The organism is Streptococcus oralis subsp. tigurinus, from assembly GCF_002093575.1.
Classification (GTDB): Bacteria; Bacillota; Bacilli; order Lactobacillales; family Streptococcaceae; genus Streptococcus; species Streptococcus oralis_CH.
Genome location: NZ_LNVH01000007.1, coordinates 38,183 through 51,248, shown reverse-complemented (window position 1 = coordinate 51,248; position 13,066 = coordinate 38,183). Strand labels below are relative to the sequence as shown.

At 41.5% G+C, this 13,066-nt stretch carries 14 protein-coding genes and 1 pseudogene; all 15 read left to right on the top strand.

Translation table 11 applies throughout. The annotated features are described in order from the left end of the window. The first annotated feature begins 4 nt into the window (after nt 1-4). The 15 genes and pseudogenes from ATE37_RS08665 to msrB all read left to right on the top strand — a co-directional run bounded on the left by ATE37_RS08665 (nt 5) and on the right by msrB (nt 13,042). Nucleotides 5-472, top strand: a complete 468-nt coding sequence (locus tag ATE37_RS08665) for a GNAT family N-acetyltransferase (RefSeq protein ID WP_084853351.1) — start codon at nt 5-7, stop codon at nt 470-472. Further along, nucleotides 469-957 (top strand): GNAT family N-acetyltransferase, encoded by a 489-nt coding sequence (locus tag ATE37_RS08660; protein ID WP_084868740.1) that lies wholly within the window; start codon nt 469-471, stop codon nt 955-957. The genes ATE37_RS08665 and ATE37_RS08660 overlap by 4 nt, the downstream gene beginning before the upstream one ends. A 90-nt stretch (nt 958-1,047) precedes the next feature. Then, entirely contained in the window at nt 1,048-2,799 is a 1,752-nt protein-coding gene (gene mltG / locus ATE37_RS08655) for an endolytic transglycosylase MltG (protein WP_084868739.1), read from the top strand. Between the two features lie 61 nt (nt 2,800-2,860). Then, on the top strand, nt 2,861-3,343 hold the full coding sequence (gene greA / locus ATE37_RS08650) for a transcription elongation factor GreA (protein WP_000818770.1): 483 nt from the start codon (nt 2,861-2,863) through the stop codon (nt 3,341-3,343). A gap of 76 nt (nt 3,344-3,419) precedes the next feature. Beyond that, on the top strand, nt 3,420-4,784 hold the full coding sequence (locus tag ATE37_RS08645; RefSeq protein ID WP_180382786.1) for an amino acid permease: 1,365 nt from the start codon (nt 3,420-3,422) through the stop codon (nt 4,782-4,784). Nucleotides 4,785-4,885: 101 nt separating this feature from the next. Next, on the top strand, nt 4,886-5,296 hold the full coding sequence (locus ATE37_RS08640) for a GNAT family N-acetyltransferase (protein ID WP_084868738.1): 411 nt from the start codon (nt 4,886-4,888) through the stop codon (nt 5,294-5,296). Nucleotides 5,297-5,355: 59 nt separating this feature from the next. Continuing rightward, entirely contained in the window at nt 5,356-5,952 is a 597-nt protein-coding gene (locus ATE37_RS08635) for an HAD family hydrolase (protein ID WP_084868737.1), read from the top strand. Between the two features lie 147 nt (nt 5,953-6,099). Beyond that, nucleotides 6,100-6,309 carry a helix-turn-helix transcriptional regulator gene (locus ATE37_RS08630; protein ID WP_001107495.1) on the top strand — a complete coding sequence of 70 codons (210 nt, stop codon included), beginning with the start codon at nt 6,100-6,102 and terminating at the stop codon, nt 6,307-6,309. Further along, the gene (locus ATE37_RS08625; RefSeq protein ID WP_084868736.1) at nt 6,299-6,787 is read left to right on the top strand and encodes a DUF6773 family protein; all 489 of its coding nucleotides are present in this window, start codon (nt 6,299-6,301) and stop codon (nt 6,785-6,787) included. Before ATE37_RS08630 ends, ATE37_RS08625 begins: the two co-directional genes overlap by 11 nt. 116 nt (nt 6,788-6,903) lie before the next feature. Beyond that, the gene (locus ATE37_RS08620) at nt 6,904-8,364 is read left to right on the top strand and encodes a nicotinate phosphoribosyltransferase (RefSeq protein ID WP_084868735.1); all 1,461 of its coding nucleotides are present in this window, start codon (nt 6,904-6,906) and stop codon (nt 8,362-8,364) included. Continuing rightward, nucleotides 8,361-9,185: an ammonia-dependent NAD(+) synthetase gene (gene nadE / locus ATE37_RS08615; protein ID WP_084868734.1), complete on the top strand. Its 825-nt coding sequence runs from the start codon at nt 8,361-8,363 to the stop codon at nt 9,183-9,185. The genes ATE37_RS08620 and nadE overlap by 4 nt, the downstream gene beginning before the upstream one ends. Nucleotides 9,186-9,919: 734 nt before the next feature. Further along, nucleotides 9,920-10,470: pseudogene (locus ATE37_RS08610) on the top strand (GNAT family N-acetyltransferase). A 162-nt stretch (nt 10,471-10,632) separates the two neighbouring features. Next, nucleotides 10,633-11,343, top strand: a complete 711-nt coding sequence (gene ccdA2 / locus ATE37_RS08605; RefSeq protein WP_084868733.1) for a thiol-disulfide oxidoreductase-associated membrane protein CcdA2 — start codon at nt 10,633-10,635, stop codon at nt 11,341-11,343. A gap of 13 nt (nt 11,344-11,356) precedes the next feature. Beyond that, nucleotides 11,357-11,920, top strand: coding sequence for a redoxin family protein (locus ATE37_RS08600; protein ID WP_084868732.1), 564 nt, complete (start codon nt 11,357-11,359; stop codon nt 11,918-11,920). Between the two features lie 9 nt (nt 11,921-11,929). Then, nucleotides 11,930-13,042 (top strand): peptide-methionine (R)-S-oxide reductase MsrB, encoded by a 1,113-nt coding sequence (msrB, locus tag ATE37_RS08595; protein ID WP_084868731.1) that lies wholly within the window; start codon nt 11,930-11,932, stop codon nt 13,040-13,042. The last annotated feature ends 24 nt before the right edge of the window (nt 13,043-13,066 follow it).

Sequence of the window (13,066 nt, the reverse complement as noted above, 5' to 3'; positions counted from 1 at the left end):
AAGAATGGAAATTCCAATTACCATAGGACGGGCTACTTTATCGGATTTAGAAGAAATTGTAGCAATTGAAGAATCTTGTTTATCCTCAGAAGAAATAGTGAGCTACGAATTTTTGGAAGAGAGTATCCGTAAGATTGCGGATACCTTTCTTGTAGCTAGAGATGAAAACCAGCTCGTGGGCTATGTTTTAGGAGAGTCTCAGTCTCTTCATCCCACATGGATAGAAATAAGATCATTTGCTATTCACCCTGACCATCGCGGGCAAGGCTTGGGGACTCTTCTTCTTGCTAGTTTGAAACAAGTGGCAGTGGAAGGAGGGTATGAGTATCTTCGCTTGACTTGTCCTGATGACTTGCTCTCTTATTTTGAGATGAATGGCTTTGTTGAGGAAGAAGTGCCAGAAACTTCATACGCAAGATTTTCGGGATGGAATCTGATTTGGGCCAATCCTTTTTATCAGGAGGAAGTATGAAAATCAGACAAGCAAGATTTTCGGATTTAGATCAAATTTTAGAGATAGAGCTGGAGAATTTTTCCCTTGAAGAAGCCATTCCTCGTTCGGTCTTTGAGGCGCACTTACGTGAAATTCAGACCAGTTTTCTCGTAGCTGAAAAGGAGGGACGTATCCTTGGGTATATCGAAGGTCCAGTCGTCCCACATCGTCATCTACAAGATCAGTCATTTACAGAAGAGATAAAAGACTATAGCCATCGACCTGGAGGCTATATCTCTGTGACCTGTCTCTCCATAGCTAAGGAGGCACAAGCCTTGGGCGTGGGAAAAAGACTGTTAAGGGCTCTGAAAGAAGTCGCTTTAGAACATGAACGAGAAGGTATCAATTTGACCTGTCATGACTATCTCATCCCTTATTATGAAAAAAATGGCTTTGTTAACGAGGGGGTATCCCAGTCAAGCTTTGCGGGTGAAAGTTGGTATGATATGGTTTGGCAACCTTAAAAAATGAGAATCATAGCTATAGAAAGGGATGTTTTGTTGCTTTTCTGTAACTTTTAAGATATAATATTATGGATTGTCAACAAGGAGGTAATGCTTTTGACTGAAAAATCAAGAGAAGAAGAAAAATTAAGTTTTAAAGAGCAGATTCTACGTGATTTAGAGAGAGTAAAAGAACAAGATAGAAGAGAGAAAGAAGTAGACATTCCAAATCTGACAGCTTCATCATCTCAAGCTAGTTCAGTAACTCCTGCAAATCCTGAATCTGATGCTTCAACAGAAGAGTTGATGGCTGATTCCCTATCTGTTGTCGATAAAATTCTAAAGAATGCGCCGAGTGTTCCTCCACTTTCGAGTGCTGAAGCTGATGAAACGGATGAAAAAGAGGATAAAGAGATTAGACAGCCTGTCATTGACAAGATTGAAGTTGTAGAATCTGAAGAACCTCTAGTAGAACCGATTCATCCAGCTGAAGAACCTGTAGTGGAGTCCGTTCAACCTAAGGTGGAACCAGTTGAACTTGAACCTGAAGAAAAAGAATTTAACGATACTCCGACCAAGATAGATGTGACTTATAAGACAGAAGAGGCCAATACATCAGTTGCTTCTTCTGAGAATAAAGCTGAAGCGCTAGCTTCAACTGGATCCTCAGACAGATTAACGGAGGAATCACGTCGTAACCGTCGCCGTAAAGGTAAAAAACCAACCAAGAAAAAGAAAAAATCAAAAGCCAAAGGTTTCCTAGTAACCTTTTTAGTTCTTTTGGTGCTTGTGGCTGCTGGTGGATATTTTGGGTACGGTTATGTTCAAGACTCTTTGAAACCTGTTGATGCGAGCTCTAAGGAGTATATGACAGTTCAAATTCCAGAAGGATCAAATGTGCAACAAATTGGGAGCACTTTGGAAAAATCTGGTTTGGTCAAACATGGACTTATCTTTAGTATTTATGCTAAGTATAAGGGTTCAGACTTGAAGTCAGGTTATTACAATTTGAAGAAGAGCATGAGTACGGATGACTTAATTCAAGAATTGCAAAAAGGTGGAACTCCTGAACCTCAAGAACCAGTACTTGCGAACTTAACTATTCCGGAAGGTTATACTTTAGAGCAAATTGCTCAGACAGTAGGTCAACTCCAAGGTGATTTTAAAGAACCTCTTACAGCGGATGCTTTCCTGGCAAAAGCTCAAGATGAAACCTTCATCTCCCAACTAGTAGCCAAGTATCCAAACCTTCTTGGAAGTCTTCCAACAAAAGACAGTGGCGTTCGTTATCGCCTTGAAGGTTACCTTTTCCCAGCAACCTACACTATCAAAGACAGCACTACGGTTGAAAGCTTGATTGATGATATGTTAGCAGCTATGGACAAGGCCATGTCACCGTATTACACTACGATCAAAGAAAAGAATCTGACAGTTAATGAATTGCTCAGTATTGCTTCTCTCGTCGAAAAAGAAGGTGCTAAGACTGAAGATCGTAAATTGATTGCGGGAGTCTTCTATAACCGCTTGAATCTTGGTATGCCACTTCAAAGCAACATTGCTATCTTGTATGCTGAAGGAAAACTTGGCCAAAAGATTAGCTTGGCTGATGATACTGCAATTGATACTACGATTGATTCACCTTATAATGTTTATACACATCTTGGCCTCATGCCCGGACCAGTTGATAGTCCAAGCCTCGATGCGATTGAAGCAAGTGTAAACCAGACAAAGAGTGAGTACTTGTACTTTGTAGCAAATGTTGAAGATGGTAAAGTATACTTTGCAACAACAAAAGAAGAACATGATCAAAACGTTGCAGAGCATATCAATAGCAAGTTACCTCAAGCAAGTAGTTCAAACTAAAATTATGTGGTTTTCCACATAATTTTGTTTTAAAAAAGTAATAGAAAAGAAAGTTGAAAAAATGGCAGAAAAAACTTACCCAATGACCCTTGAAGAAAAGAAAAAGTTAGAAAAAGAATTAGAAGAATTGAAACTCGTTCGTCGCCCTGAAGTAGTAGAGCGTATCAAAATTGCTCGTTCGTACGGGGATCTTTCAGAAAATAGCGAGTACGAAGCAGCTAAGGATGAACAAGCTTTTGTTGAAGGACAAATTTCAAGTCTAGAAACCAAAATTCGCTATGCTGAAATTGTTAATAGCGATGCAGTTGCCCAAGATGAGGTAGCTATCGGTAAGACCGTAACCATCCAAGAAATCGGTGAAGAGGAAGAGGAAGTCTACATCATCGTCGGTTCTGCAGGTGCGGATGCTTTCGCTGGGAAGGTATCAAATGAAAGTCCGATTGGACAAGCTTTGATCGGCAAAAAAACAGGCGATATTGTTACGATTGAGACACCTGTTGGTAGTTACGATGTCAAAATTTTAAAGGTTGAAAAAACAGCCTAAATAGAATGAAAATGGAGTAGTGGAGGTCTTGACTTGCTCAACTCCTTTTTGATTTTTTGAATAAATAGGAGACTATATGAGTTCAAATAAGAAAAAAAATAAAATGGAGCGTGGCTTAACTAATCGCCATGTTCAGGTGATGGCCATTGCGGGGACAATCGGAACAGGACTTTTCCTAGGTGCTGGTCGTTCTATCAGCCTTACTGGACCTTCTATCATCCTGATTTACATGATTACAGGAGCCTTTATGTTTTTGATGATGAGGGCTGTTGGGGAGATGCTATATCAGGATCCAGAACAACATACTTTTATCAACTTTATCACCCGTCATTTGGGGAAAGGCTGGGGGTATTTCTCGGTTTGGTCGTATTGGTTGTCTGTTGTCTTTATCGGTATGGCAGAAATCACCGCGATTTCGCATTATGTTCAGTTTTGGTTTCCTTCTTGGCCTAGTTGGTTAATTCAGATTGTTTTTTTAACGATTTTGGCCTTGGTCAATCTGATTGCGGTTAAGCTCTTTGGAGAAGTCGAGTTTTGGTTTGCTATGGTTAAGATTGTGGCTATTTTAGCTATGATTGCAACAGGGGTCTTTATGGTCTTGACAGGATTTGAAACACCATATGGTGCTGCAAGTCTAGCAAATATCAGCAATCAATTCTCTCTTTTCCCAAATGGAGTCATGAACTTTGTCATGGCCTTTCAAATGGTATTTTTTGCCTATCTGATGATTGAATTTATCGGAGTGACAACCTCTGAAACGAAGAATCCTCGTCAGGTTTTGCCAAAAGCAGTTAAGGAAATTCCTCTCCGAATTGTCTTCTTCTATGGTGGTGCTCTATTAGCCATTATGTCTATCATTCCCTGGAGAGAACTTGCTTCTTCAGATTCACCATTTGTAACGGTTTTTGAGCTAGCAGGTATCAAGTGGGCGGCAGCTCTGATCAACTTTGTTGTCTTGACCTCAGCAGCGTCTGCTCTTAATTCAACCCTCTATTCAACAGGGCGACACCTCTACCAGATTGCCCATGATTCGCCCAATCGATTCTTAAAAGCGATCAAGGCAGATACTCTCTCTCGCCATAATGTTCCACAAAATGCTATTATTGCTTCAGCAATCTTAATTGCTCTGGCTGCCTTTATCAATGTGTTGCCAGGTGTTTCCGATGCCTTTGCTTTGATTACGGCGTCCTCATCAGGTGTTTACATCGCGATTTATATCTTGATCATGGTGGCTCATCTCAAATACCGCAAGTCACAAGATTTCATGGCGGATGGCTACCTCATGCCCCATTATCGTTTTCTAAATCCTTTAACCATGCTCTTCTTTATCTTTGTCTTTGTAACCCTCTTTTTACAAGAATCTACCTTTATGGGAGCAATTGGTTCAGCTATCTGGATTATCGTTTTCGGAATTTATAGTCAGTGGAAATTTAGAAAATAACTCATGAACTCATCAACTCTGCTTGGTGAGTTTTTTTCTAGTTTGACAGTCTATTGAAATAGGATTATAATCAAGCTGTAGTAGTTTATTAGGAGGTTTGGATGCACTTTAGATTGGAAAATAAAGCGTCCCAGAAAGCGCAAAAAATAGGAAACTTGATTCGTGCTTATAATCGTTCTAAAAGAGAAGAGGCTGAAAGCGAGCCACTGAACCTTTATGTCGAAGACGAAAAGGGCAATCTCATGGCAGGCTTAGTAGCAGAGACTTTCGGAAATTGGTTGGAAATCGAATATTTGTTTGTGAGAGAGGAATTGAGGGGACAAGGAATTGGTTCAAAACTATTGCAGCGAGCTGAAAATGAAGCTAAGAATCGAAACTGTCAGTTTGCTTTCGTCAATACTTACCAGTTTCAAGCGCCAGATTTTTATAAAAGGCATGGCTACAAGGAAGTCTTTACCTTGCAAGACTATCCCTACACAGGGCAAAGATTTTATTACCAAAAGGATTTGTAAGCTGAATATGAAAGTATAAATCAAAGAGCAAATCTTCACATCACTATGGAGGTGGGTTAATGGATATCATACTGGATATGGGCAACGTCTTGTTAGAATGGAACAAGGATAAGATTTTGCAAGGTGTTTCGGATACGAAGGAAGGATATTTGGTTTTAGATAAGGCCATTTTTCAGTTGGGACTTTGGGAAAGATTAGATCTTGGAACCATGACGAGAGAAGAGTTGGTGCTTAAAGTTGTGTCAATGATTGGCAGGACCTATCAAAAGAAGGTCGAAGAAGTTATCTGGAATTGGCCTAGCTACATTGACATTTATAGGGAAGTCTTTCCTGTCTTATCAGAACTAAAGAAAAAGGGGCATCGCATCTTTGTCTTGTCCAATACCTCAAAGGTATTTTATGACTTGCTGGAAGAGCAACTATCTCCTTTAAAAGAACTTTTAGATGGCTTTGTCTTATCCTGTGATATAAAAGCTATAAAGCCTGATTTGGCAATATTTAAGGGGATTCTCGAAAAATATCAGCTAGATCCCGCAAATTGTGTCTTTCTAGACGATATTGAGGACAATACAATCGCAGCTGAGAAATTGGGCATCAAGGCCTATCAGGTCAAGAAAAGAAGTGATGTCGTTGATATTTTGAAATCCTATATTTAAACACAACACTCTCTATTTTTTGTGGTAGAGAGTTTTTTTGTTAATAAAATATTACAAAATGACATTTATATATTGCATTAAGTTAGATATATGGTATAATGTTTTTAAAAGAAGCGCAACTTTTTAAAAATGTGAAGGAGGACGCTAGTGGCTAAAAATTTAAAATTAAAATTAGCTCGGGTGGAGCTTGACTTAACACAAGGGGATTTGGCAGAGGCTGTAGGGGTTACGAGGCAGACTATAGGCTTGATTGAAGCTGGGAAATACAATCCGAGTCTCTCCCTCTGCCAGTCCATTTGCAGATGCTTAGGAAAAACATTAGATCAATTATTTTGGGAGGAAGAAGATGAAAAATAGATTTTTTTATTATCAATTATTAGACGAAAGAGAAGAACAACTGATTAACAAAGCTGGTGCAGAGTCTTTTTATATGTTTATCGGGCTCATTCTGCTAAGCTATCTGGTGGCAGTATTAGCACCTGCTCTTTTTAATCCTGATATTCTTCTGGTTACCCTTCTTTTAGGAATTTTCTTCTTTTTCAATCGTGCACGACAACTTGGAGTGACCTACTATAGTCGTTTTCATTTTACGATTGTAGGGTGTTTGCTGGTAACTCTCGCTATTACGACTCTCTTGATGTTGCAGAATTATCAATTCAATATCGAAATTTATCAGCACAATCCTCTGAACGTTAAATACTTGTCTGCTTGGGTCATTACTTATCTGATTTACCTTCCTTGGGTTTTTATCGGCAATCTCGGCCTTAAAAGTTATGGCGAATGGGCTCAAAAAAAGTTTGAGCAAGATATGGATGAACTGGAGACTATGGAATAGCTTGTTAGCTTTTTATCAATCTCGGTAAAATGTGTTATAATAGTACTAATTTATCAGATGGTGTGAAAGTGGTAGAATACGTTCATACCCTTGTAAAGAAGGAAGAAGGAAAACAGATGTATTCAGATGATAGTTTGACATTGCACACGGACTTGTACCAGATTAACATGATGCAAGTTTACTTTGACCAAGGAATTCACAATAAAAAGGCGGTCTTTGAAGTTTATTTCCGCCAGCAACCTTTTCAGAATGGTTATGCAGTTTTCGCTGGATTGGAAAGAATTGTACATTATCTTAAAGACTTGCGCTTTTCAGATAGCGATATTGCCTACTTGGAGTCGCTTGGCTATCATGGGGCGTTCTTAGATTACCTCCGCAATTTCAAGTTGGAGTTGACAGTCCGTTCTGCTCAGGAAGGGGATTTGGTTTTTGCCAATGAACCGATTGTGCAGGTGGAAGGCCCTCTTGCCCAATGTCAATTGGTTGAAACGGCTCTCTTAAACATCGTTAACTTTCAAACCTTGATAGCGACAAAGGCAGCACGTATTCGTTCAGTCATTGAAGATGAGCCTTTGATGGAATTCGGAACACGTCGGGCACAAGAAATGGATGCGGCTATTTGGGGGACACGCGCAGCGGTGATTGGTGGTGCCAATGGAACCAGTAACGTGCGTGCGGGTAAACTCTTTGGTATTCCAGTATTGGGAACTCATGCCCATGCCTTGGTACAGGTTTATGGAAATGACTATGAAGCCTTCAAGGCTTATGCGGCGACCCATCGTGATTGTGTCTTTCTTGTGGATACCTATGACACCCTTCGCATCGGTGTGCCAGCTGCTATTCAGGTGGCGCGTGAGCTGGGTGACCAGATTAACTTTATGGGTGTGCGAATTGACTCTGGGGATATTGCCTACATTTCCAAGAAAGTTCGCCAACAGTTAGATGAGGCTGGATATCCAGATGCCAAAATTTACGCTTCCAATGACCTAGATGAAAATACTATCCTTAACCTCAAAATGCAACACGCTAAGATTGATGTCTGGGGTGTAGGAACCAAGCTGATTACAGCCTATGATCAGCCAGCTCTTGGGGCAGTTTATAAGATTGTAGCTATTGAAGATGAAAATGGTCAGATGCGCAATACCATCAAACTGTCTAATAATGCGGAAAAAGTGTCAACGCCAGGTAAGAAGCAGGTATGGCGCATTACCAGTCGTGAAAAAGGTAAGTCAGAAGGTGACTACATCACCTATGACGGTGTGGATGTTGCCAGCATGACAGAAATCAAGATGTTCCATCCAACTTATACCTACATCAAAAAGACCGTTCGTAATTTTGATGCTGTTCCTCTCTTGGTGGACATCTTCAAAGAAGGAACATTAGTTTACAGCTTGCCTAGTTTGACTGAGATTCAGGATTATGCCCGTAAGGAATTTGACAAGCTATGGGATGAATACAAGCGCGTGCTCAATCCGCAACATTACCCAGTAGATTTGGCCCGTGATATTTGGCAAGATAAGATGGACTTGATTGATAAGATGCGCAAAGAAGCCCTTGGTGAAGGAGAAGAAGAATGAGTTTGCAAGAGACCATTATCCAGCAACTGGGCGTCAAACCAGTGATTGATGCCCAGGAAGAAATTCGTCGTTCGATTGACTTCTTAAAAAGATACTTGAAAAAACACCCCTTCCTTAAAACCTTTGTACTAGGGATTTCTGGGGGTCAGGATTCAACCTTGGCAGGGCGCTTGGCGCAATTAGCTATGGAAGAAATGCGAGCAGAGACAGGAGATGACAGCTACCAATTTATCGCTGTCCGCCTGCCATATGGCGTGCAAGCTGATGAAGCAGATGCTCAAAAAGCTCTTGCTTTCATCCAGCCAGATGTCAGCTTGGTTGTGAATATCAAGGAATCAGCTGACGCCATGACAGCTGCAATCGAAGCGACAGGAAGTCCTGTTTCAGACTTTAACAAGGGAAATATTAAGGCGCGTAGCCGTATGATTGCCCAATATGCCCTTGCGGGTGCCCATAGCGGAGCGGTCATTGGAACAGACCATGCTGCGGAAAATATCACAGGTTTCTTTACCAAGTTTGGTGACGGTGGTGCAGATATTCTCCCTCTTTACCGCCTTAATAAACGCCAAGGGAAACAACTCTTGAAGGAACTTGGTGCAGACCCAGCCCTTTATGAAAAAATCCCAACAGCAGACCTAGAAGAAGACAAACCTGGACTTGCTGACGAAGTTGCACTTGGAGTCACATACAATGAAATTGATGACTACCTAGAAGGCAAAACCATCAGTCCAGAAGCTCAAGCAACCATCGAAAACTGGTGGCACAAAGGCCAACACAAACGCCACCTACCAATCACCGTATTTGATGACTTTTGGGAGTAAAAACCTCCAGTGGAGGTTTTTACCCTGAGTCTAGAAACGGGAAAACGAGGCAGATTCGGTAACTCGAAGAGTTCGATTTTCGTTGTCTCACCCCCGCAACGATGACTAGGTTTGAAAAAGCTTGGTAAAGCACATTTCAAACCAGACAGCGACTGCGTCAAGGGATTAGATAAAACACTTGTTTCCTAGCTATTACTGAGTATAGTCTTTTTACCCTGAGCCCAGAAATGAGAAAGCGAAGAAGGTCCGGGGGACCTTTTAGCTTCTTGCCTTGAAACTCGAGAGCAAGAATAACCTCCAGTGGAGGTTTTTACCCTGAGCCTAGAAATGAGAAAGCGAAGAAGGCCCGGGGAACTTTTTTAGCCCGAGTCTAGAAATAAGAAAACGAGGAAGGTCCGGGGGACCTTTTTAGCCCGAGTCTAGAAAGGAGAAAGCGAGGAAGGTCCGGGGGACCTTTTTAGCCCGAGTCTAGAAACAGGAAAACGAGGTAGATTCGGTAACTCGAAGAGTTCGATTTTCCTTGTCTCACCCCCGCAAGGATGACTAGGTTTGAAAAAGCTTGGTAAAGCGCATTTCAAACCAGACAGCGACTGCGTCAAGTAACTAGATGAAAAACTTGTTTTCTAGCTGTTACTGAGTATAGTCTTTTTACCCTGAGCCTAGAAATGAGAAAGCGAAGAAGGTCCGAGGAACCTTTTTAGCTTGAGCCTTAAGCTTAGAAGCGAGGTAACATTATGAAAGCAATCGGTACGCAAATATTACAGACAGAACGTTTGATCTTGAGAAGATTTGTGGAGAGTGATGCGGAGCCATGTTTCAAAATTGGGCTTCATCTGCTGAGAATCTGACCTATGTCACCTGGGATCCTCATCCTGATGTTGAGGTGACTCGGAGCTCGATTCGAAATTGGGTTGCATCCTATACCAATCCCAACTATTACAAATGGGCCATTTGTCTCAAAGAAAACCCGGAGCAAGTGATAGGAGATATCAGTATCGTTGAAATGCACGAGGGAGATTTAAGTTGTGAAATTGGCTATGTGCTAGGCAAGGAATACTGGGGCCGTGGTATGATGACAGAGGCCTTAAAAGCTGTGTTAGACTTTTGTTTTACTCAAGCAGGTTTTCAAAAAGTCAGAGCACGATATGCCAGTCTCAACCCAGCTTCAGGCCGTGTCATGGAAAAGGCGGGAATGTCTTATCTAAAAACCATTACCAATGGTGTGGAGAGAAAAGACTACGTTGCGGACCTTATTTATTACCAGATAAGCAGGGAAGACAGGTGATTTCTTTTCTGTTTCTATCAAAGTCAGACCTTGTCTGGCTTTTTTTGCGCAAGATTTCTCAATAAACTGATTAAATTCCTATTTTTGCCTATCATTGTCCCTGTTTTTTCTGGAGTTTTGGGGATATAATAGACCTATCAAATCAAAGAATGGAGGAAGGCAATGGACAATGTAATCTTTTTTATCAGTGTTTTTCTTGCTGGAATTCTTTCCTTCTTTTCTCCTTGTATCTTACCCTTGTTACCAGTCTATGCAGGGGTCTTGTTGGATGACAAAGATGGTTCTCAGGTTTCCAGCGGAAAATTTTCAATCTCAGTCGTTAGTCTATTGCGAACTCTGGCCTTTATAGCAGGGATTTCTTTTATCTTTATCTTACTGGGTTATGGAGCTGGTTTTTTAGGCAATTTGCTGTATGCTTCTTGGTTTCAGTATGTGACGGGTGCGGTTATCATTCTCTTGGGCTTACACCAGATGGAAGTCCTACATTTGCAGGGGCTCTACAAGGAAAGAAGGCTACAATTAAAGAGACAGGGGCAAAAGGGTAACGGCTATAGTCAGGCATTTTTGCTGGGGTTGACCTTTAGTTTTGCTTGGACGCCGTGTGTGGGGCCGGTTCTGGGCTCTGTTTTGGCCTTGGCGGCTTCAGGTGGTTCAGGAGCTTGGCAGGGAGCCGGTCTCATGTTGGTTTACACTCTGGGTCTGGCGCTACCATTTTTGGTTCTAGCTCTCACCTCCAGCTATGTTTTGAAACATTTCCGAAAACTCCATCCCTACCTCGGGACCCTCAAAAAAGTCGGTGGTTTCCTCATTATCCTGATGGGAATCTTGGTGCTTTTGGGAAATACTTCCATTTTGACTACATTATTTGAATAGAGAGGAAGAAGAAATGAAAAAATGGCAAACATGTCTCCTTGGAGTAGGCTCAATTTGTTGCTTGGCAGCCTGTTCGGCTAAAAACATGTCAGACGAATCTACTATGAAGGAGCAATCCAAAACAGAACAAGTCAGCTCGCAAACTGCCACCAAGGGTCAGGCAGTTGCTGATTTTGAATTGACAGGAGTAGAGGGCAAGACATACCGCTTGTCTGATTATAAGGGCAAGAAAGTCTATCTCAAATTCTGGGCTTCTTGGTGTTCCATCTGTCTAGCCAGCCTTCCAGATACGGATGAAATTGCTAAAGAAGCTGGTGATGACTATGTGGTCTTGACAGTGGTGTCTCCTGGACACAAGGGGGAGCAATCTGAAGCGGACTTTAAGAATTGGTACAAGGGATTGGATTATAAAAATTTTCCAGTTTTAATTGATCCATCAGGTAAACTCTTGGAAAGTTATGGTGTCCGTTCTTACCCCACCCAAGCCTTTATAGACAAGGAAGGCAAGCTGGTCAAAACGCAACCAGGCTTTATGGATAAGGAAATGATTTTAAAAGAATTGAAAGAAATGGGGTAGAGAAAGGCTATGAATGATAAAGTAAAACTTTTTGTCTTGGCAGGGGTCATTCTCCTAGCCATAACCGGTCTTTATTTTCTATTGATGCGAAATACAGGGCAGACAGATAGCTCACAAATTGAGAAAGCATCCGTTAGTCAAGGAGGAAAAACAGTGAAAAAAACAGAAGTGAGTAAAGACGCAGACTTGCACGAAATTTATCTAGCTGGAGGTTGTTTCTGGGGAGTGGAGGAATACTTCTCACGCGTGCCTGGAGTGACAGATGCCGTTTCAGGCTATGCAAATGGTAGAGGGGAAACAACCAAGTACGAATTGATTAACCAAACAGGTCATGCGGAAACCGTCCATGTCACCTATGATGCTAATCAAATTTCCCTCAAAGAAATCCTGCTTCATTACTTCCGCATCATTAATCCAACCAGCAAAAATAAACAAGGAAATGATGTGGGGACCCAGTATCGTACTGGCGTTTATTACACAGATGAAAAGGATTTAGAGGTGATTAACCAAGTCTTTGATGAGGTGGCTAAGAAATACGACCAACCTCTGGCAGTTGAAAAGGAAAACTTGAAGAATTTTGTGGTGGCGGAGGATTATCACCAAGACTACCTCAAGAAAAATCCAAATGGCTACTGTCATATCAATGTCAATCAGGCGGCCTACCCTGTCATTGATGCCAGCAAATATCCTAAACCAAGTGATGAGGAATTGAAGAAGACCTTGTCGCCTGAGGAGTATGCCGTTACCCAGAAAAATCAAACAGAACGAGCTTTTTCAAACCGTTACTGGGATAAATTTGAATCTGGTATCTATGTGGATGTGGCAACTGGCGAACCCCTCTTTTCATCAAAGGACAAGTTTGAGTCTGGTTGTGGCTGGCCTAGTTTCACCCAACCAATCAGCCCAGATGTTGCTACCTACAAGGAAGATAAGTCTTACAATATGACGCGTATGGAAGTGAGAAGCCGGGTTGGAGATTCTCACCTTGGCCATGTCTTTACAGATGGGCCTCAGGACAAGGGGGGCTTGCGCTACTGTATCAATAGTCTTTCTATCCGATTTATTCCAAAAGACCAAATGGCAGAAAAAGGCTATGCTTATTTACTAGATTATGTCGATTAAGAAGTCTTTCCTAAGCAGTTAGAG

Bases quoted from the DNA above. Each gene is read 5' to 3' on its own strand.
- ATE37_RS08665 (WP_084853351.1), top strand. From the start codon at position 5: ATGGAAATTCCAATTACCATAGGACGGGCTACTTTATCGGATTTAGAA.
- ATE37_RS08660 (WP_084868740.1), top strand. From the start codon at position 469: ATGAAAATCAGACAAGCAAGATTTTCGGATTTAGATCAAATTTTAGAG.
- mltG (WP_084868739.1), top strand. From the start codon at position 1,048: ATGCTTTTGACTGAAAAATCAAGAGAAGAAGAAAAATTAAGTTTTAAA.
- greA (WP_000818770.1), top strand. From the start codon at position 2,861: ATGGCAGAAAAAACTTACCCAATGACCCTTGAAGAAAAGAAAAAGTTA.
- ATE37_RS08645 (WP_180382786.1), top strand. From the start codon at position 3,420: ATGAGTTCAAATAAGAAAAAAAATAAAATGGAGCGTGGCTTAACTAAT.
- ATE37_RS08640 (WP_084868738.1), top strand. From the start codon at position 4,886: ATGCACTTTAGATTGGAAAATAAAGCGTCCCAGAAAGCGCAAAAAATA.
- ATE37_RS08635 (WP_084868737.1), top strand. From the start codon at position 5,356: ATGGATATCATACTGGATATGGGCAACGTCTTGTTAGAATGGAACAAG.
- ATE37_RS08625 (WP_084868736.1), top strand. From the start codon at position 6,299: ATGAAAAATAGATTTTTTTATTATCAATTATTAGACGAAAGAGAAGAA.
- ATE37_RS08620 (WP_084868735.1), top strand. From the start codon at position 6,904: ATGTATTCAGATGATAGTTTGACATTGCACACGGACTTGTACCAGATT.
- nadE (WP_084868734.1), top strand. From the start codon at position 8,361: ATGAGTTTGCAAGAGACCATTATCCAGCAACTGGGCGTCAAACCAGTG.
- ccdA2 (WP_084868733.1), top strand. From the start codon at position 10,633: ATGGACAATGTAATCTTTTTTATCAGTGTTTTTCTTGCTGGAATTCTT.
- ATE37_RS08600 (WP_084868732.1), top strand. From the start codon at position 11,357: ATGAAAAAATGGCAAACATGTCTCCTTGGAGTAGGCTCAATTTGTTGC.
- msrB (WP_084868731.1), top strand. From the start codon at position 11,930: ATGAATGATAAAGTAAAACTTTTTGTCTTGGCAGGGGTCATTCTCCTA.